The organism is Paenibacillus sp. AK121, from assembly GCF_019042715.1.
In the GTDB taxonomy this organism is placed as follows: Bacteria; Bacillota; Bacilli; order Paenibacillales; family Paenibacillaceae; genus Paenibacillus; species Paenibacillus polymyxa_C.
This window is the reverse complement of sequence record NZ_JAHPJM010000002.1, coordinates 549,148-567,440: the sequence shown is the minus strand read 5'-3', so window position 1 is coordinate 567,440 and position 18,293 is coordinate 549,148. Positions and strand designations below refer to the sequence as shown.

General features: G+C 37.4%; 21 protein-coding genes. All 21 read right to left on the bottom strand.

What is annotated here, in order from left to right; all coding sequences use genetic code 11:
* Positions 1 to 9 precede the first annotated feature (9 nt).
* Complete coding sequence (locus tag KSP24_RS05865) at positions 10 to 207, bottom strand: cold shock domain-containing protein (protein ID WP_013373372.1); 198 nt, start codon at positions 205 to 207, stop codon at positions 10 to 12.
* A gap of 350 nt (positions 208 to 557) precedes the next feature.
* Positions 558 to 896 (bottom strand): flagellar protein FliT, encoded by a 339-nt coding sequence (fliT, locus tag KSP24_RS05860; RefSeq protein WP_016822931.1) that lies wholly within the window; start codon positions 894 to 896, stop codon positions 558 to 560.
* 3 nt (positions 897 to 899) lie between these two features.
* Positions 900 to 1,292, bottom strand: a complete 393-nt coding sequence (gene fliS, locus KSP24_RS05855) for a flagellar export chaperone FliS (protein ID WP_216974682.1) — start codon at positions 1,290 to 1,292, stop codon at positions 900 to 902.
* 20 nt (positions 1,293 to 1,312) lie between these two features.
* Complete coding sequence (gene fliD, locus KSP24_RS05850) at positions 1,313 to 2,815, bottom strand: flagellar filament capping protein FliD (RefSeq protein ID WP_216974681.1); 1,503 nt, start codon at positions 2,813 to 2,815, stop codon at positions 1,313 to 1,315.
* A gap of 12 nt (positions 2,816 to 2,827) precedes the next feature.
* Positions 2,828 to 3,217 carry a flagellar protein FlaG gene (locus KSP24_RS05845; RefSeq protein WP_165079734.1) on the bottom strand — a complete coding sequence of 130 codons (390 nt, stop codon included), beginning with the start codon at positions 3,215 to 3,217 and terminating at the stop codon, positions 2,828 to 2,830.
* Between the two features lie 1,043 nt (positions 3,218 to 4,260).
* Positions 4,261 to 4,602 (bottom strand): FkbM family methyltransferase, encoded by a 342-nt coding sequence (locus KSP24_RS05840; protein ID WP_367949293.1) that lies wholly within the window; start codon positions 4,600 to 4,602, stop codon positions 4,261 to 4,263.
* A 43-nt stretch (positions 4,603 to 4,645) separates the two neighbouring features.
* Positions 4,646 to 4,900 carry an FkbM family methyltransferase gene (locus KSP24_RS25570; protein WP_367949292.1) on the bottom strand — a complete coding sequence of 85 codons (255 nt, stop codon included), beginning with the start codon at positions 4,898 to 4,900 and terminating at the stop codon, positions 4,646 to 4,648.
* A gap of 164 nt (positions 4,901 to 5,064) precedes the next feature.
* On the bottom strand, positions 5,065 to 6,165 hold the full coding sequence (locus KSP24_RS05830; RefSeq protein WP_367949290.1) for a glycosyltransferase: 1,101 nt from the start codon (positions 6,163 to 6,165) through the stop codon (positions 5,065 to 5,067).
* Positions 6,166 to 6,190: 25 nt separating this feature from the next.
* On the bottom strand, positions 6,191 to 7,357 hold the full coding sequence (locus tag KSP24_RS05825) for a glycosyltransferase family A protein (protein ID WP_216974677.1): 1,167 nt from the start codon (positions 7,355 to 7,357) through the stop codon (positions 6,191 to 6,193).
* 114 nt (positions 7,358 to 7,471) lie between these two features.
* Positions 7,472 to 9,340 carry a glycosyltransferase gene (locus tag KSP24_RS05820; protein ID WP_216974676.1) on the bottom strand — a complete coding sequence of 623 codons (1,869 nt, stop codon included), beginning with the start codon at positions 9,338 to 9,340 and terminating at the stop codon, positions 7,472 to 7,474.
* A gap of 176 nt (positions 9,341 to 9,516) precedes the next feature.
* A complete protein-coding gene (locus KSP24_RS05815) occupies positions 9,517 to 10,329 on the bottom strand; it encodes a flagellin N-terminal helical domain-containing protein (RefSeq protein WP_216974675.1) in 813 nt (270 codons plus the stop codon).
* Positions 10,330 to 10,480: 151 nt separating this feature from the next.
* Positions 10,481 to 10,720: a carbon storage regulator CsrA gene (gene csrA, locus KSP24_RS05810; RefSeq protein WP_040102728.1), complete on the bottom strand. Its 240-nt coding sequence runs from the start codon at positions 10,718 to 10,720 to the stop codon at positions 10,481 to 10,483.
* Positions 10,721 to 10,722: 2 nt separating this feature from the next.
* Positions 10,723 to 11,175 (bottom strand): flagellar assembly protein FliW, encoded by a 453-nt coding sequence (fliW, locus tag KSP24_RS05805; RefSeq protein WP_216974674.1) that lies wholly within the window; start codon positions 11,173 to 11,175, stop codon positions 10,723 to 10,725.
* Between the two features lie 90 nt (positions 11,176 to 11,265).
* A complete protein-coding gene (locus KSP24_RS05800) occupies positions 11,266 to 11,835 on the bottom strand; it encodes a DUF6470 family protein (protein WP_216974673.1) in 570 nt (189 codons plus the stop codon).
* A 17-nt stretch (positions 11,836 to 11,852) separates the two neighbouring features.
* Positions 11,853 to 12,773 (bottom strand): flagellar hook-associated protein FlgL, encoded by a 921-nt coding sequence (gene flgL, locus KSP24_RS05795; protein ID WP_216974672.1) that lies wholly within the window; start codon positions 12,771 to 12,773, stop codon positions 11,853 to 11,855.
* 64 nt (positions 12,774 to 12,837) lie between these two features.
* Positions 12,838 to 14,406, bottom strand: coding sequence for a flagellar hook-associated protein FlgK (flgK, locus tag KSP24_RS05790; RefSeq protein ID WP_013373390.1), 1,569 nt, complete (start codon positions 14,404 to 14,406; stop codon positions 12,838 to 12,840).
* Between the two features lie 18 nt (positions 14,407 to 14,424).
* Entirely contained in the window at positions 14,425 to 14,925 is a 501-nt protein-coding gene (locus tag KSP24_RS05785) for a flagellar protein FlgN (protein ID WP_013373391.1), read from the bottom strand.
* Between the two features lie 9 nt (positions 14,926 to 14,934).
* Positions 14,935 to 15,210 carry a flagellar biosynthesis anti-sigma factor FlgM gene (flgM, locus tag KSP24_RS05780; RefSeq protein WP_013373392.1) on the bottom strand — a complete coding sequence of 92 codons (276 nt, stop codon included), beginning with the start codon at positions 15,208 to 15,210 and terminating at the stop codon, positions 14,935 to 14,937.
* Between the two features lie 195 nt (positions 15,211 to 15,405).
* Positions 15,406 to 15,816 (bottom strand): TIGR03826 family flagellar region protein, encoded by a 411-nt coding sequence (locus KSP24_RS05775; protein WP_040102724.1) that lies wholly within the window; start codon positions 15,814 to 15,816, stop codon positions 15,406 to 15,408.
* A 737-nt stretch (positions 15,817 to 16,553) separates the two neighbouring features.
* Complete coding sequence (locus tag KSP24_RS05770; RefSeq protein WP_216974671.1) at positions 16,554 to 17,015, bottom strand: LysM peptidoglycan-binding domain-containing protein; 462 nt, start codon at positions 17,013 to 17,015, stop codon at positions 16,554 to 16,556.
* A 383-nt stretch (positions 17,016 to 17,398) separates the two neighbouring features.
* On the bottom strand, positions 17,399 to 18,280 hold the full coding sequence (locus KSP24_RS25150) for a ComFC family protein (RefSeq protein WP_254207609.1): 882 nt from the start codon (positions 18,278 to 18,280) through the stop codon (positions 17,399 to 17,401).
* Positions 18,281 to 18,293 lie beyond the last annotated feature (13 nt).

The following is an 18,293-nucleotide window of genomic DNA, read 5'->3' as shown; positions in this document are numbered from 1 at the left end:
CGGGGATGATTATAATTTGGTTACGTTAGCGGCTTGTGGTCCACGTGCGCCTTCGACGATGTCGAACTCCACGTCTTGTCCTTCTTCAAGTGTTTTGAAGCCTTCTGTTTGAATTGCGGAAAAATGTACAAATACGTCGCCGCCGTCAGCCGTTTCGATGAAACCATAACCTTTTTCTGCGTTAAACCATTTTACTTTACCTTGCATGCACTAACATTCCCTTCGTCATCAAATGAAGTGAAGCTCTCGCCCACATTTTTGACTATACCACCCAAAGTTATCCATTGTCAATTGGAATTGATAATGTTTTCATGTATAGTTATTCCATATATAATACAATGGGTAAATAGTCAACAACTTTGTTCCTTGATCATTAGAACTTAAACCAAAGCAGACTTACTAATCATGTTTTAAACTACATTTTAGAGTCTGAAACGATAAATTGATAGATTTTTTTGCTTTTGAGGGTTCTTTTCTTTATTTTAGAAACTATTTAAATGTTAAAAAAGCTCTCGTCTACACAATAAAGTGTGTTAGACGAGAGCTTCTTGAATAATTTATTTTCTACGATCCATCAGAAAGCTATCAGGCGTATAGTTAGATTCATAAGCATTGCGTTGCGATTTGGCTATATTTCTTTGGACAAGCCAATTTTGGGCTTCCTGTTTTAGCGATTGCATACGCTGATCGATTAACGCATCATAGCTTAGAATAGACTCTAACTTCATTTTTTGTTCTTCTGTCATCGGTGAATTTTCCAAGGCATTTACCAATTGATCCACCTTCATTTGACGAACTTCGACAAAAATCTCAACTTCCTCATAATTTGTCTCATTCAGTCGAAGTATGAATTGTTGGGTGAGTTGCTCCAATTGGGATAAAACTTCATTTATCATAGCTTACTGTTCCGTTGACAATGACATACCTGCGGTTAGCTTGTTCACTGTAACCCAAGTTTCACGTAATTCTTGCAGATAACCCAGAACTTCTTCACCTGACTCAATCTTTTTCTTGATATTCGTTTGAATTAATAAATAATTCATATACTCATATAAAGCATATAAATTTTTGGAAATATCATAGGAGTAGTTTAACGTAGACATTAACTCACTAATAATGCTTTGTGCTTTGCCCAGGTTTATGTTTGTTTTAACAATATCATTCGATGATATTCCATCAAGACCAGCCTTTACAAAGCGAATGGCACCATCATATAACATTATAATGAGCTGCCCTGGAGTAGATGTCTGCACCGAAGACTGTTTATATTTTTCATAAGGAGATGAGATCAAACGAATCACCCTTTTCTAAACTATTGTAAAAAGCTTGTCAAACTGGACGACTGCGACTGGTACTTGCTCATAGCCTTTTCCATAGCCGAAAACTGCTTATAATAACGTGTTTCTGCATCAGCAAGTTTTTTGGTCATCTCTTTAATATCGCTGTTATAGTTTTTAAGCTGCTTTCCCATTATACTGTCAGCCTTTAAGGTCATACTAGCATTTGTATCGAATTTTGATGTACCTGCTTTTTTTACAAACATGTCTAACGTAGTATCAAGCTTACTTCTCAACTCGCTAAAGATGGGCTTGCTGTTTACATCAGCGGACGACCCTTTGAATATATTCATAACCTTATCAGGCTCTGTTGTCAAAGCTGCCTTCAGTTTCTCTTCATTAATTTGTAATTTACCATTCTCGTAATATTGGCCTGTTGTAATACCAATTGAACTCAAATCGCCTAATTTACTAGAAATAGTCATTCGCATAGAAGACACAGCAGAACTTAAAATCGTGTCATTTTTGAGGAGACCACTTTTCGCCTTTTCTTCCCACTGCTTAATTTCATCTTCCTTCATGTCTTTCCTTTGATCGGCTGTCAGTGGAGGGAAATCGCGATACTTTTGTTCACTTAGTTTCGTATTGAATGTACTTAATAGGTCATTATAAGTATCCACAAAAGATTTAATGGTCTCCATAGCTTTTGTTGGATCTGACTGGGTTGTGATTTTAGCTGGTCCAGTAGTTCCCGTGGTCTCTAACAGAGTCAGCGACACTCCATTAACGACAAGGGAGTTGTTATCAGGATTATAAGTTTTGGAACTCGAATCTGCAGTATTCGTTACTATAACTTCCCCTTTTTCAGCCGCCTTTACATCTGTAGAACTAATTTGGAATAAATCCATGAGCGTACTGCTTTTAACCTGCTTATCAGCACCAGTTAATTTAATATTATTCTTATCCCCATAATCTTTAGCTGTAATAGAGAACTTGCCGCTGATTTCATCAAAGTTTGCTGTCACGTTTGCCCCTTCTGAATTGATACGGGCCATCACTGCAGTTATTGTATCAGTTTTAAGAAAAGTGATTGTTTTGTCATTGATATTTAACTCATAAGTATCAGACGCGCTGCCACCTGCAATTTGCTCCAATGTTGTATTTTTAGTAGCATCTGCTGTACTGCTGCCCGCTGTACGTAGACCTGTAGAGGTCTGCATATTGGACTTTGTTGCTAACTTGTTAACGACTACAGACATAGGTGTAGAGCTAGCATCAGCATTAGCCTCCGCTTTAATAGCCGTTGTATTACCAGTTAACGTAGCCTTCTGAGTGTTCATTTTGTCAGACTTAGTCATTAAATCGCGCAACTTATCGCTAAACTGAACGATCTTAGTATTTAATTCACGGTAACTATCACGCGTCCACTCTAATGTCTGCTTCTGCTGATTCAGCTTGTTTAACGGGGTTTTCTTGGCAGTCATTAAAGATGTAACCATGCTATCTATATCCATTCCTGAAAAACCATTTATACGCATCTAATTGCCTCCTTATACTTTTTCATCTATGAGAATTCCTGCAATCTCCATCATCTTTGCTACTAAATCAAGCGTCTTTTCAGGAGGAATCTCCCGAATCAATTCTCCTGTGTCTTTATTGAGAACTTTGACCAAGATCTGATGTGTTTTTTCATGCACACTCATTTCCAACGTGGTTGTGGGTCCCTGAAGAGCTTTAACAGCTCTATCTATTGCCTTAATAAGTTGCTCATCCCCCATGGAGAATGAAACTCCCTGTCTTTCAAGTTTGCTTAATTCTGAACCACTTCTTACGGCTTGGATTAGTTGGTTATCCTGATGAGCTACAGCCTCGCTATGTTGACTTATCCCGCTTGTATTACCACTCACCACATTTGTCGAAAGAGAGAATTGCAGATTCATCTCACAACCTCCGATGGGATTATTTATTATATTTATCGGCTACTATTTCTTGCTTATGAAGAGCATAAAAGAAATATATAAAACATACTATTAACCAACAATAAGGATGCACATTTATACGCACTCATAGACGCATTACATGGATTTAACTTTTGTTAGGTTGTGCCTCTTTAATTAGTTCATCGCAAAGGGGGTAGGCTTCAATTTTGTCTGATCATCCAAAGCCAATTGATTCTGAACATAAATGGCTATAAACAGAAGGCTGTCAGGAATCAAAATTGGTGTGTGGCTAAGCCAAGATAAGGTTCTTTCTGACTACTGGACAAGGGCTTTATTACATTTTTTATGATACATTGATGCCATCTAGGTTAGAGATTGCCCTTACACAAAAAGGTACATAAGATATTTGTCTTACCAAATAATCTTTCCAGCCAAACAGGAACATAACACCTGTATCTCGTTTTAAACGGTCTTATAGTGACCGCATGAGGCGCGATCCATAAAGATGAACGATCTTTTTCGTATATAGGAGCAGAATTTTAGATATCGTGCAGTTATAGAAGCCATCAGCTTTTGTGTTAGAAGGGAATATACAGATCGACGGGATGAATCAAACCTATGCCCACAAGCATAGGTTTGATAATGGTGACATTAATAATAACAAATAGAAGCTCTTTCGTTCGAACTCAAGGAAACTCTACGAGTTGATTCGTATTTCACTTTTTTTCATTCCCTTTTCCTCATACAGAGAAGCAATTCAGTGTCGCACGATGGCGTTAACTTTATTCAGCAGCTCGACAGCTTTCGCACGGAACCATTTCGTTGTAGCAGTCATTTTCACCTCACGATGTACTCATCATCATTCAATAATGCATTGACATTCCGATGTTGGTTAAGTAGTCACCGACTGTAGCATGACTGGGTAATATGACAATCAGAGAGATAATGATTTCTCCTTTGTTTGAAAATATGTGAATATATCTTTAACATATGGAGATCGCTTTATACCTATACAGTTGATTGGAGGTAATTTTACAATTAACTTATTTAAGCACCATTACTACATTTTCCACGAAATCTAAAGTAAAGAACTCTTTTAAATCTGATAAAACAAGGTCACCATCTACTGATAAAGTATAAAACTCCCAGCCATAAATCATACGAAGTTTATTCAAAAATTCGTAAAAGTCATACCACTCTTCGCCTATTCTTAGTTTATTTAGCTCAAATACAATACTTCCTATCATTTTGTTCTTTAAATTATTTTCCAAGCCTAAAAACGCTTGATACTCTGCTCCTTCTATATCAATTTTCAGTATATTAACAAATCCAATGTCTTCAATCCGCATACTCAATGGTTCTGTTTCCACCATTACTTTTTCTATTTCATCATTTTGAATATATTGAAGTATTCTTCATTTTGTTCAATTAAAGACCCATTACCATTAAAGCGTTTAGACATATAAAATGGAATTCTCCATATGAAGAGTAGACTCCTTTATTGAGACACTTTACATGTGTATGTAAATTATTTACAGGAATATTATCCAATAAAAGTTTATGGACTTTAGGATTAACTTCATAGGATAAGACTCTTCCTGATGTTCCGACTAAATACCCAGCTAGAACACTGAAATAACCGATGTTTGCGCCAGCATCAATAAAAGTATTACCTTGATGCAAATTTTTTATTAAAAAATTAGTCAACGGTACATCGATACACCATTAATCAATAAATTAGGAGTCAAGCCAAAACCATCTCCATAAGTATAAAGCATGCCCTTCCAAACCTGTAGAAATCAATAGTTTATTGTCGCCAATGTATGCACCATGCATCTTAACGACTCCTAAAATTTTATCCAATTTCTATCAAGCATATTAAAAGAATTCCTAGATGATATAGCTTTCAAGTTATCAATTGGTTCAATATAATCTGGCTTTGTATTTAGAGCAGACAAAAAGTGATGGTAAGCTAATTCTATTTCCCCCAAATAAACTAGCGCTTCACCGATATAATTCTCTACCAGATGGTTTTTCTTATCAACTGCATATAAATACTCTAAGGCTTCATCTGGTTTTCCATTAATTAATTTCGCAATGGCATATATTAATTGTTTAGACTTTAAATTCTCGCTTCGGTTAATTGCACTTAAAATATGCTTTTCTCCATCAATATACATTCCTCTATTAAATAATAAAAGCGCTAGGATGGCCGAAGCTGTTGCTTCATTCTCATTATCATCATTTCTATTCCATTCTACTTCAGGAACCAGTTCTTTGATGTCATGATTTTGAATGAATTTTTGGACATGCAAATACAAAACATCATAATTTCCTTGATTAGTAGTATTAGTTAGATGCTTTCTGTAAATGTAAAGAGGCTCCGGAATATGGATAGAAGATTCGCAAATTTTTAATAATTCATAAATAAAATTTGTATCTTCTCCTATCTGTAAACTTAAATCATATTTCAAATCGCCAACTAGCTGTCTCCTGAACATTACACTTCCACCATTTATAGGAGTCCCAATCTTTAAAAAAAACCTGTTTAGGTTACTTTTATCAATATTCCTGGCATGCCAATATCCAATAGGGTAATTATTTTGATCTATTAACATCATATCAGAATGAACAATACCCACACCCTTCTTAAATTGCTCCTTTAAGGAACTAAAACGGTTGGGCATAGATATATCATCTGAATCCTGAAAAGCAATGAAGTCCCCTCTCGCCATCTCAAGCGCTTTATTCCTTGCATTTGCTGCACCTAGATTTTTTTGTTTAAAGTATCTAATTCTAGGGTCATTAAAATTCAAAATTATATTTTCACTAGCATCAGTTGATCCATCATTAATAACAATCAGTTCAAAATCCTGCTCAGATTGATTCAAGACACTTTGAATTGATTCTTTTAAATACGGTGCAGAATTATATACAGGCATTATCACGCTAATCAATTAGTTTTTCATCTCCTTAAACAATTTCTAAACTATCAATTAACCATTTATTATTTTGTAAAAGCAATGTAGCCTCTCCCCTAAATTTATCATGAAAAGGTTCTCCATTACTTATGCCATCATTTATAAGATCAAACTTTACATTGAGTATTCCAATTTCACTACTTTGATTACTATCAATCCAAAAATTTGATACATTTGCTTTGACAATTACTTTTTTCTTAATATTCTCATTCAATTCATCTTCCATTTTCTTAGATAGCAAATCTCCGTATTCTTTTGTGAAACTTTTTTTCCAGTCAGGATGATAGCCTTTCTTATAATGAAAAGAGCCTAGCAATTCTATCCCATTTTTAACTGTGAAAAAAACACCTTCATTAAAAGCTCTTGTTTTAAATTGTTCGACCTTCTGTAAATCCTCTTCTCGGTATATATGAAACGCAGGGAAATGTGTATCTACGAAAAGTGAGATTCCTAATGCAGATGCTCTAATGCAAAAATGTCGATCTTCACCCCAAAAAGAAACATTTTTGATTTCTTTAAAATTCACACCCTTTTCAATAGCTGACTTACTTATAAGTGTACAGGCTCCTAATCCCCCAACTTCGTAAACGCCAGGTACTCTCAGCTTTCTAATAAATTCAGATTCTCTTTTCGCTATCTCTTCTTGGGAAAGTTGCTCACTACGGTTTTTATACGACATATTATATTGATCAGTCAACCAAACCTGCGGGAGTTCCGGAGAATCAGGATACCACTTTGTCCAAAAAATTTCTGATACTATTTCTTTTTCTGTATTTTTTAATTGTTCAATTGTGCGAGGATGAAGCACAATATCAGAATCTACAAAAAATAAGTAATCATAATTATATTCTAGTGCTATTTGAATAATAATATCCTTGAGTTGCGCCACCTTCCATATTAATTGCTCGTCCCAAGAATGTGTGATTTCATTACGAAAATAATAATCCGTGCTACTGTTTTTATGGATCATTACATTAGCTGTAGATTCAGAAAATTCCAAAAGGATTTTACTGGACAAAGGATTGTCGTTATCGTCAATAAAGAGATAACTAAGCTCGATTGTTTCCTGTTCAAGTTCTCTAAGTGATTCAAGAAATTCTTTTAGTATAGATGGATTTTGCCGGATAGGACTTCCAACAAGCACTTTTTTCTTTTTCATTTATTTTTCCTCATTCCTACTTATTTTGGAATTCTCAAAAATTCACCATAAATCCGAAATATTTAAACCTTTCCAATGAAGGTCCTTCATGATCGCTTTTTCCAATATTCTAATCTAGTAACTACGAGAAAGGGGAAATCTCAATTTAATGCTCTCTTTGATTTTATAAACATCCATTTTATCACCAGTCTTTTCCGATAATGCATATGCCCTTTCATATGAGCTATAATCAGGACAGAGATCTAGCAATTTAGCATAAAAAAGCTGAGCATCTTGCAAATATTCAGAACTGAGGCAGACATCACCTAATAATTCAACAACCCTTACATTCCTTGGATATTGTTCAAAAAGTTTAACTAATAGATCGATAGCTATCTCGCTGAAGCCATAGGACACAAGATGCTCACAAGCTTTAACTTTTGCATCAACGCCACCTTGCCACAAATAATCGAGTATCTTTTCAAATATATCAAACTCCTGTAATCGAATTAGGTGTATTATTGCCCTCTCTAATATATTCTCTAGATGGGGTGTTAACTTAACATCTCCTGAAGGTTCATTCACTATGATTTTATATAGATTTTTTTGTTCCTTTTGACTTAGATTAAGTAGTGTTTTGGCCCTTCCAAATAGAGTTTCATTTTTGAGGATAATAGATAATAATAAGATGTCCTCTCCGTTTTGCTTATCAACATCCATGATTTCCAACCATAAGGCTTGCGCTGCATCGTAATCCCTGGCGTATTGCCGTGCAACAGCCATTACATTATCTTGAATAGTCACGTTATACTCTGTCAGATATCTTTGCAATAGAGGATGTCTCAGCTGATACATCACTTCTAACATTTTTTCTAGCTGTCCACTATTTGATATCGGATACAACTGGTTTGTACTTACGAATACTTCTTCTAATGGAACATTTGCTTTCTCTAAAATTCTAAAATATTTCCCCATAACCGGTACAAAATCATTTTTCAGTTTGAATGCTTCTAAAATATGTTCATAGCTCTTCACCAAATCGTTGCGTGATTCATACCATTCAGCGAGTCTGAAATGTGCAATATAGCTGCCATTTCCTTCTGTGAATGTGATACCTTGATCGCCAATTTCAAGGCATTTAGTCATCGTCACTATCGCATCTCTGTAGTACCCGATTTCCATAAAATAAAGTCCTTGTAGGTGAAGTAAGTCTACTTCATTCGGATAAACAATCGTTGCTTCTTGTAGAATTTGTAGAGCTTCATCGTATCTCTTCATTTCCCCTAAGCTACGACATAAAGTTATAACTAAATCCGGAGCAATTGTTAAGTTTTTACTCATCGGATAAGCCCTCTGTAGGAAGGGGATTGCTTTTTCATATTTACCAACCCACATGTAAGTTCTACCCATATTAAATAGGTTATACACCGTCGGATTTTCTTCAACTTCCTTCAGCATTAGGGGGAGATTTCTTTTGGCTTTTTCCCTTCCCTCCATCATCTCATCTGTATAGCCAGTGTGCATAATAATAAGCCCAGCTTGTCCGCTTTTAAAATCTATTCCTTCGTCCATAATATTCAAATGTTCGTGAAGACGGTTCTGATAATATAGTTCTTTATTATTCGAAAAAATTCGGATAGCTAAATGATTTAAGGCACGATCAAATGACATAATATTGTGTATTTTTGTGAAATAGTAGTCTGCACCTGAAGCGATTTCTTTTTGTAAATCAGCAGATTCTTCTAAGTACTCGTCTGCGTCTAGCACTAAAATATATTCTGTAGTGGCATATTTAATGGACTCATTTCTGGCAGCTGCAAAATTATTAGTCCAATCCATATGGTATACTTCATTAGTATATTCTTTAGCGATATTAACAGTTTCATCTGTTGAACCTGTATCTACAATTACTATCTGGTTTACTTTATCCTTTACGCTATCGAGGCATCTTCTAAGGTACTCTTGCTCATTTTTCACAATCATACATAAAGCGATGGTTTTCATCATGTATTCCTTTCATTTCGCATTTACGAATCAGTTTAGTATATATATCGGCTACTTTATAATCATAAGTTAGACTAGACTGATAAAATATGAGGATGAATATGATTCCTTATATGTAAAATATAAACACAAAAAAACTGCTGAGAAAGATCTCAGCAGTTTTATAAGAAAAATGATTAACGAAGCAATTGAAGAACAGCTTGCGGTTGTTGGTTTGCTTGGGCCAACATAGCTTGGGAAGCTTGAGCAAGAATGTTGTTTTTTGTTTGGTTCATCATTTCTTTAGCCATGTCTACGTCACGAACACGGGATTCAGCAGCAGACAGGTTCTCAGAAGTGGTTCCCAGGTTGTTGATTGTGTGCTCCAAACGGTTTTGGTTTGCACCCAGTTTAGCACGCTCGGAAGATACCGATTTAATAGCCGCATCCAAAGTTGAAATTGCAGCGTTAGCACCTGTTTGAGTGGAGATGGAAACAGCAGAAATACCCAATGATGCAGCACTCATATTACCAATAGCCAAAGAAATTGATTGGTTTGTATTAGCACCAATGTGGAATACCGCACCACTGATATCGCCATTCAGCAATTTTTTAGTATTGAACTCAGTATCAGTGGAGATACGAGTCACTTCTTTAGTCAACTCAACTACTTCTTTTTGAAGCTCAGCGCGGTCGTCATCAGTATTCGTATCATTCGCAGATTGTACAGCCAATTCACGAACACGTTGCAGGATGCTGTGTGTTTCGTTCAGTGCGCCTTCAGCTGTTTGGATCAAAGAAATGCCATCTTGAGCATTTTTGGAAGCCATATCCAAACCACGGATTTGACCACGCATTTTTTCGGAAATTGCCAAACCAGCAGCATCGTCACCAGCACGGTTGATACGAAGACCAGAAGACAGCTTTTCGATCGCTTTGTTTGTGTTAGTAGTGTTTGCATTCAATTGACGGTGCGTGTTCATTGCAGCGATATTGTGATTGATAATCATTTTAAATTTCCTCCCTGAAGGTAAATGTCCCACATCCATGTGGTTTATTGTTGTTACAGCTATCCGTTGAAGTCGGCCGCCCCTCCGCAATAGCTTGTACTATATATATCGACATTCTCGTCGAACTTTTAATAGCATTTTAGGATTTTTTTTATTTTTCGTTATTTTTATTTATCATCTTGCGTAAAGCATCTAAATTTGACTGCGTATGGGCAGCAGATTCACGATTGGACTCTTGAATGGATAAATAGATTTCTTTGCGAAAGATGTCCATCTGTTTGGGTGCTGAAATTCCTATACGGACAGTATCTCCTTCTACTCCGAGCACCGTGACCTCAATGTGATCCTGAATAATAACAGATTCGCCTTTCTTACGCGAAAGTACCAGCATGCTTATTCACCTTCCTTTGAACGGACGGTTTTATCTTCCTTAACGGGTTGCAGCGAATGTTTGGTCTGATACGGAGACTGGTGCAAAACAACCTGCTTGGCTTGCCTATTATCAGGATTGAACACTAGAGGTGCCAACAGATTAATCGTTGAGTTTTCCACCTGCTCCTGTAATGTTAGTATGCTGCGAACGACTAAATTAGTTTCAATCTTCAGTTCTTCTGCTTCGCTATCAGGGAGTTCAAACTCATATTCAGGATAAAAAATAAAAGGATCCACTACTACAAAAGAGAGTTCTTTCTGCTGAAGGGACTGGAGATAGTAAAAGGGTGCCTCATCTTGATCGAGCAACACAAATTCAGTCGTCTCCTCAAATCCCGGAATTCCTTTTTTAAAACGATATATTTCTTTGTCATTAACTTCAATGTCACCCCAAATAGATGTGGATATAATCACTAGTATTCCTCCAATATTTAATTAGATCTATACGTTTTATTAAAAAAAGGCTATAGACGGCTTGAACAACCTCTATAACCTTAACTTATTTTACATCATGACATCAATTTCAGGCGGAATATAGGCCACAGATGGATACTGCTGCATATAAATCTCCAGTTTCCCCCGAGTATACTCAATCTCAGGACGATTAACGGTTACATGCATTTCCGATACAGCAGGTGTATATGTAATATCAGGTGCACGCGTTTCAACATGAATATCGACATTATCCATAGATGCCGGACCCCTAAATTCAGGAAGCACATGCGTTTCTGTATCCTCTCCAAAGACATTGGCTACAGTATTCCCAGGGATGTGAATCGCCGCCATTCGGTTGCCTTGCTCCACTTTATGCGCAATAGCTTGTAAAAATATCTGCGGCAACCCTGAATAAATTCGATTATTCATCTCCAGGTAATTGCCCCCGTTATAGGCAGAGAAGGCCGCACTTTGATCTATGGTCAGCTGTGGCTGATACTGGTGAATTTCCAGTTGAGCACGTCGTGTTTTCAATTCCATATCAGCCGAAGGCTGTCGAATCGAATACTGCCCAGGGTCTGCGTCAATATGCAGGATAGCCGGAGTTTGCCGGATCTGAAGCATCGGAATAATGGGCATCTCTCCCCCTCCTTAGACTACCTTAAGAAATCAACTAATGATGCGGATATGATCTTCGCTCCCGCTGACAAAGAAGCATTGTAAATATTCTCTTGGATCTTGGAATTCATTAAAAGCTCAGCGTAATCCGCATCTTCCGTTTTAGATTGCAAGTCCGTTAAGTTTACTTCCAAATCACTCAAGCGGTTCTGCATCAGCTCAACACGATTAGATTTAGCACCCATTTCTGACCGAACTTTCAGCATTTTATCCATACGCGAATCAATATTAGCAAGTTGATCCCCACTTGTTTTAATATCACCACTTGCCAGAGCTGAAGAGATCTGATTAAAAATAGTAAACAAATTGTCGGCATCCGCACTCGTTCCTACGACTTCATTGCCAGTAACATTAATGGGTAAAGCTACATTTTCCCCTACTATAAAATTAACATTGCCTGTATCCGTAGCAATGGATGCTGCTCCAGACGTATCATGCGTATTATCAGCGTTCAAAGGAAGGTCATAAGGTTTTTTGTCATAGGTTTGCCCATTAAATATATATTTACCGTTCAATTGGCTGTTTACAACATCAATCATTTGTTCCTTAAGCTGACCAATTTCTTTGTTAATGCTGTCCAACGCAGATTGTGGATTAGTCCCCGTAGAGGCCTGTACTGTAAGTTCACGTACTCTTTGCATAATTTGGCCAGCCTGATCCATTACCGTATCATTAAAATCAAGCCATGACACTGCGCTGTCCACATTCCGCTGGTATTGTTCATTTGAAGACAGTTCAGATCGGTACCTTAAGGAATACGTAATGCCTACAGGATCATCAGAGGGTTTGTTCAACTTACGTCCAGTCGACATCTGGTTCTGCGTATTATTCATACGCTCAGAATTTCGATTTAAATTAAGCAAAAGCTGTGAGCTTAGCATATTGTTAGTAACGCGCATAGTTATATCCCTCCGTAATTAAATATCCAGCTGTATATAAACATCAGATATTTAATCCCAATTCTTATCTTCCCACTACACCTGTGGAGTTAATTAATTTATCTAATAATTGATCGAATGTGGTCATAAACCGAGCAGCGGCACTGTAGGCATGCTGAAACTTAATCATATTGGACATTTCTTCATCCAGTGAAACACCGCTCACAGATTGGCGCATAGTTTCTACTTGAGATACGAGAGCTGTCGAGTTTTGTGTCTGTCTTGTAGCCTCTTGAGCCTCTATCCCCAACTGACCAACCATAGAACTGAAGAAGCTATCAATAGTAGCTGTATTCCCCGTAGAAACTGAAGTGAAATTGCTTAATTTCAAATTGGACATCAAGGATGCCAATGTATTATTACCCTTAACCAATTCCTCAGTAGGAGCAGTGCCTGTTACCCGAAGGGATGCTGCAATAGCGTTAGGATTATCTACTATAGCAGTATTTAACGTGATATTGCCTGCTGTTATTGTCCCACCATTATTTGAAGTTACAAAAAAAGGTTTACCTGCAACCATATTACCGTTAGCATCTTTATCTTCTTGGGTATAACCAAGTTGATGCAAACCATTAAGACCTTTAACTGTAACTGTTAAATCCGATTGAAGTGTTCGGTTGGTCCCTGTGTAAGTCACTCCATTCAGTACAGTACCTTCTGGCAAAACTGAGCCTTTAGGTAGCGTTACAGTAATATTACCTGTCGCCAATGTGTTGGCGAGGTTATCCATTTGGGCTGTGTAATCAGCTACAAATCGATCCCTTGAGAAAATCATTCCATGCACTTCGCCACCTTGTAAATCATTAGAGGCAAACGCTGCTTGTAAAAAAGCGCCGTTAATTCCAGTAGTCGGTTCAAATCCAGTTACTAATGCTTGACCACCCATATTAACATTGTAGCCTTGATCGGTATCAGTCACCGTTACATTAACGATTTTTGAGATTTTATCGACAATCAAATCACGTTGGTCACGTAGATCGTTAGCGTTATCCCCTAAGCCTTCAATTTTAGTAATCGATTGGTTCAGATCAGCTATGGAATTCACATAACTTTGTAGCTCACTAGACTTAGCCTCCACATTAGAGGTTAAATCCGCAGATAAATTACTCAACTGTTTACTCATATGATTCATTGCATCAGTCAAAGCAAGTGCATTTTCTTTAACAATAGTTCGTGCAGTCACACTTTCTGGGTCTTTACTTAAGTCAGACCAAGATTTATAAAAGTTATCTAGAACTTTCCGAATCCCTGTATCGGACGGCTCATTCATAATCTGTTGTAGTTTATCAAGCGTATTACTACGGATTGTCCAACTACCCAGTTCGGTATTTTCTCCGCGATACTGGCTATCCAAGAACTTTTCGCGAATACGTTCAATAGCGTCAAATTCAACACCTGTTCCCAATTGACCAGGTACATTAGAACGGTTAATACCGTAAGCCTCCATGGGGATGGAAGCCTTCATTTTGACCGTCTGCCGTGTGTAGCCTTCCGTGTTAGCGTTAGCTATGTTGTGTCCTGTTGTATTTAAAGCTGCTGTTTGTGTAAAAAGACTTCTTTTAGCTGTTTCTATGGAATGAAATGTGGATGGCACTCTATTTTCCTCCTCGGCTCAAGCCTTAGTGTCGAATAATCCAGGTCGTGCGTGTTGATTACTCTTCTGATCAGGATGCATATAAGTCATTTCCTGATTAGGACGTCCTACAAGTAGATCCAAAGAGTAATCAATAAACACCAACGATTGCTCGATGAGTTTTTGATTGATTTCATTAATTTCCTTTAATTCTGAAAGAGTGTGGGATAAGCGGCTCTGGACACTGAGGAGTTTGTTCTTATCTTCTGGATCAAAGACAAGGCGCGCCAGCTCGGTTATAGTCAAATTAAGCTGAGACTTAATACCACGTTCACGAAGAAGCTCATACGAAACCTCCATACGAGCTTCTTCCAACTGTTCTACTTGTTTAAGGAGTCTGGATTCCTGGTTCAAATGCTGTACCAGACTATCCATATCATTTTCCATAACAATCTTTTTTTTACTTTTCGCCAGCTCTAATAAAATAAGATGCTTTTGATCTAGCTGTTCCAGCACACCAATCAAACGCTCTAAAGGCATATCCTTCACCTAGCTTTCGGAAGACTGCTTAAAGAAAGGTAACAGCTTCTCTGCAATTTTATCAGCATCCACACGATAGGTTCCAGAAGCTACTTGCTGCTTAAGCTCCTGAATTTTCTTTACGCGGTCTGCATCACTGCTGCGGTTCAGCATTTCCATTGCTTCTGGGGAAATGGAAACCTCGTCCTTGCGGCGGGATTTCTTTTGCTCCTCCTGGCGTCCTGTTTCAATATTTCGCTGATATGGATTAATAGCTCCGATGCGGTTGGTCTCGTTAATTTTCATAACTTCCACCTTCCTTAGTTATTTGATATGGTCAGAATGTATCAGACGACATAGCGTCGAACATGGTTCGTATTATGCCTTACTTCTTTATTTTGTGCATGGTTGCTAAAATAAAAAAACCGATAAGCTCTATAAAGATTATCGGCGGTATTTGAAACTTTTTGAATAGCTGAATGCGTATTTAATTCCCCTGTACTAGTTTCCGCGAAGTTTATCCATCGCGCTGTAGGTACCTGAGCCCATATTATTACTTTGATCCTGATTACTACTTTCGCGTATGGCCTGATTCAGGTCTTTAGTCAGACGTGTTCGACAAGAATCGCACATATGACCATCACGAATCGGTATCCCGCATACCTCGCAAGGATACGTCATATTGGGCGCATTAGCAATGGAAATACGTCCCTCACGTATAAATGTCGTGATTTGTTTAACAGAGACACCTGTAGCTTCCGAAAGCTCATGCATATGAATACCTTTATTTTCACGTATATGTTTGACACAGTGCTCGTATTCAACCTCAATTTCTTTAATACAGTTCTGGCAAATCCCTCTGACATTCTTAACAAACAACTTTCCACAGCGAGGACAGTTATCCAAATTCATCCTCTGTAGCGCCCCTTTCCAAGTTCCGGTCTTTAATTACTATTATCCTTACATTAACTTATAGTGAAGAGCCTCGTCTAGCAAATATTCCAAATTTTTTTTTAGTTTTAACACAATTCTACATTTCGTTCGTTATCATAGTAAAAGTTATAAGAGAGGAAGATTAAACGGGTAAAATCTTTCCCATCTCTATGCACATTAATATGCAACAACATAAAGTGTAGAGGCAAATAAGTCCTTCTAATCCAGCCTATTACATGTGAGTATTTATCGTCAAACATCCCTCCGTATTTTAGATAAAAAAATAAAATAAGCGCCATTCCAGTTCTTCTCGGGAATAGCGCTTCATTATCATTAAATAGCTATATATGAATATGGTTAAAATGTAGAAATAAAATGAGGGAAAAACCGGGCGAAACAATCCTCAGAAGAATTCATGTTCACCTGTGCCCCGATGCATCAAGAAAATGTTATAAATCCGGGGGATCGGCGTCCATACGAATGCTCCGCACATGGAGTGTGGGTATTCATAAATCTCATACACCTAACATCATTTCAACTTATAACCTATCTGAAATTAAGCAAGATGTACCGTTGGAAATTTGCAGCCCAAAAAAACAAGCGATTTTTACAAATAATTATTCAAAAAAGCATTGTTTTAATAGAGGCCTTCCCGTATACTATAGTCAAACGCTTGGTTTAATAAATACATTTTATAAAACAGTTTATAATGTTAATTATTTATTTGTATTTGTTTGTGGTACTTGCAGTTCTTGACCAACTTTTACTAGGTTGTTGATTTTAACCAGTTCTTCAACAGTTACACCGTATTTTTCAGCAATAGAAGCCAGTGTGTCGCCATCTTGAACATTTACTGTGATTGTTTTTACAGTTGTTGCTGGTGTTTCAGTTGTAGTTGTTGCTGGTTTTGTAGTTGTTGTTTGGTTGTTGTTCTCTGTTGTCGATTGAGCAGGTGCTGCGTTCTCAGTAGTTTCAGTTCCGTAAACTTTTGCTTCGAATGCTTTTTGTGCTGCTTCTTGTTGTTGAATAATCAGTTGTTCTTCAGCTTGATCCTTGTAGTAATCCGAACCAGATTTAGCCAATACTTGACCTGTAGCAAGTGGGCTCAACAAAGATACTGCACCTAAGCTAACAGCCAACATGCTAGAAACTGCTACTTTTTTCATTACGTTTTTCATGATTTTATTCTCTCCTCTTTTTAGCTTTAAATTTTAATTAACTGCTTTACTATTGAGCGAGACACTCCCAATGTCCGCTCTTTTGTCGTTAGCTGATCACTTATTACCAATCATGTTAGCTATCAACAGAAAGAAATTGTACTCCTCTTTTCCAAAAAAATCAACCTCTAAATTGAAATATTCTGATTTCATCCCTCACTTCCTAACTTTTTGTTCGTGTCTATATTTTTATTATATATCTCTCTCTAGCTTGTTGTCAAATTCTGCTGATTGTACGGATTAAAAGGCTTATGCTCTATCATTTAATCCTTCTTTCAAAAGAATTATAACCTTTTTTTCATAGTTTCAAGCACAAAATTATGGAATATAATAGAAATTCAGACTCATGATCTCGCTAAGGTCAGACAAAAGATAGCCAAATGTACTCCTTGTTCTAATGCCTTTTCTCTCAAAACACGTGCACACGCCTGCAATGTACTCCCCGTTGTATAAATATCATCTACAAGCAAAATTGTAACGGAATGCCTATGCTCCATAGCACGTTGAGATCCAGCTTTTAAAATAAAAGAATCCATCAAATTCACCATATTGGGGATAACGGAAAATGCATTATTCATTGTATTCATGCGTTCATTTTTTGATTTAAAGCTTTGTTTCCCTGTATCTTGTGGGCGAACAAGCAAAGAAAGGAAGGGGAGCTTATTTTGCTTAGCAATCTTTTCCGCCAAAATTTGGGCCTGATTGAAACCTCGCTCCGTCAGCCTCTTTTCACTTACCGGGACACAGGTCACTATATCTACATCCCACAAAGATCGCTTGAAACGAGTACAATTATGACCCGCAAACTCATGTCTCATCGCCTGATAGGCTCGGTTCAAGATCTCGCCCAGCAGGGGACCAAACTTTTCATTGCCACGATATTTGAACTGCCCAATCCATTCTCTCGCCATCGGCGTATAGCTGATCGCACTCCGATTGCATATATAGTAACGCGCTAATCGGTCGGGCCTGACGCAATCCGGACAAAACGTCGGACGTCCACAATGTACACAACGAATGTTGTAAATCCAAGGAATTTGAATCGAACAATGAGTACAAAGCCCAGTAAATTCGGAAAAATGACCTGCGAGCTTGCCACAAGCAACACATGTTTGCGACTGACAATGGAATAACCAATTCAAAAACAGACGGGTTCTTGGAATCATCCCCATACCAAAATGCACCTTTCCTGGTAGTTTACGTACCAACATTGTTTCAGGTTTCATATTTCCAAAAAAA

Excerpts from the sequence above, each read along its gene's own strand:
- KSP24_RS05785 (WP_013373391.1), bottom strand. The coding sequence starts at position 14,925 with ATGCCTTTAGAGCGTTTGATTGGTGTGCTGGAACAGCTAGATCAAAAG.
- KSP24_RS05865 (WP_013373372.1), bottom strand. The coding sequence starts at position 207 with ATGCAAGGTAAAGTAAAATGGTTTAACGCAGAAAAAGGTTATGGTTTC.
- KSP24_RS05820 (WP_216974676.1), bottom strand. The coding sequence starts at position 9,340 with ATGAAAACCATCGCTTTATGTATGATTGTGAAAAATGAGCAAGAGTAC.
- KSP24_RS05815 (WP_216974675.1), bottom strand. The coding sequence starts at position 10,329 with ATGATTATCAATCACAATATCGCTGCAATGAACACGCACCGTCAATTG.
- KSP24_RS25150 (WP_254207609.1), bottom strand. The coding sequence starts at position 18,280 with ATGAAACCTGAAACAATGTTGGTACGTAAACTACCAGGAAAGGTGCAT.
- csrA (WP_040102728.1), bottom strand. The coding sequence starts at position 10,720 with ATGCTGGTACTTTCGCGTAAGAAAGGCGAATCTGTTATTATTCAGGAT.
- fliT (WP_016822931.1), bottom strand. The coding sequence starts at position 896 with ATGATAAATGAAGTTTTATCCCAATTGGAGCAACTCACCCAACAATTC.
- KSP24_RS05845 (WP_165079734.1), bottom strand. The coding sequence starts at position 3,217 with ATGAATCTGCAATTCTCTCTTTCGACAAATGTGGTGAGTGGTAATACA.
- flgL (WP_216974672.1), bottom strand. The coding sequence starts at position 12,773 with ATGCGCGTTACTAACAATATGCTAAGCTCACAGCTTTTGCTTAATTTA.
- KSP24_RS05770 (WP_216974671.1), bottom strand. The coding sequence starts at position 17,015 with ATGAAAAACGTAATGAAAAAAGTAGCAGTTTCTAGCATGTTGGCTGTT.
- KSP24_RS05825 (WP_216974677.1), bottom strand. The coding sequence starts at position 7,357 with ATGAAAAAGAAAAAAGTGCTTGTTGGAAGTCCTATCCGGCAAAATCCA.
- KSP24_RS05775 (WP_040102724.1), bottom strand. The coding sequence starts at position 15,816 with ATGAATTTGGATAACTGTCCTCGCTGTGGAAAGTTGTTTGTTAAGAAT.
- KSP24_RS05800 (WP_216974673.1), bottom strand. The coding sequence starts at position 11,835 with ATGCCCATTATTCCGATGCTTCAGATCCGGCAAACTCCGGCTATCCTG.
- fliD (WP_216974681.1), bottom strand. The coding sequence starts at position 2,815 with ATGCGTATAAATGGTTTTTCAGGAATGGATATAGATAGCATGGTTACA.
- flgM (WP_013373392.1), bottom strand. The coding sequence starts at position 15,210 with ATGAAAATTAACGAGACCAACCGCATCGGAGCTATTAATCCATATCAG.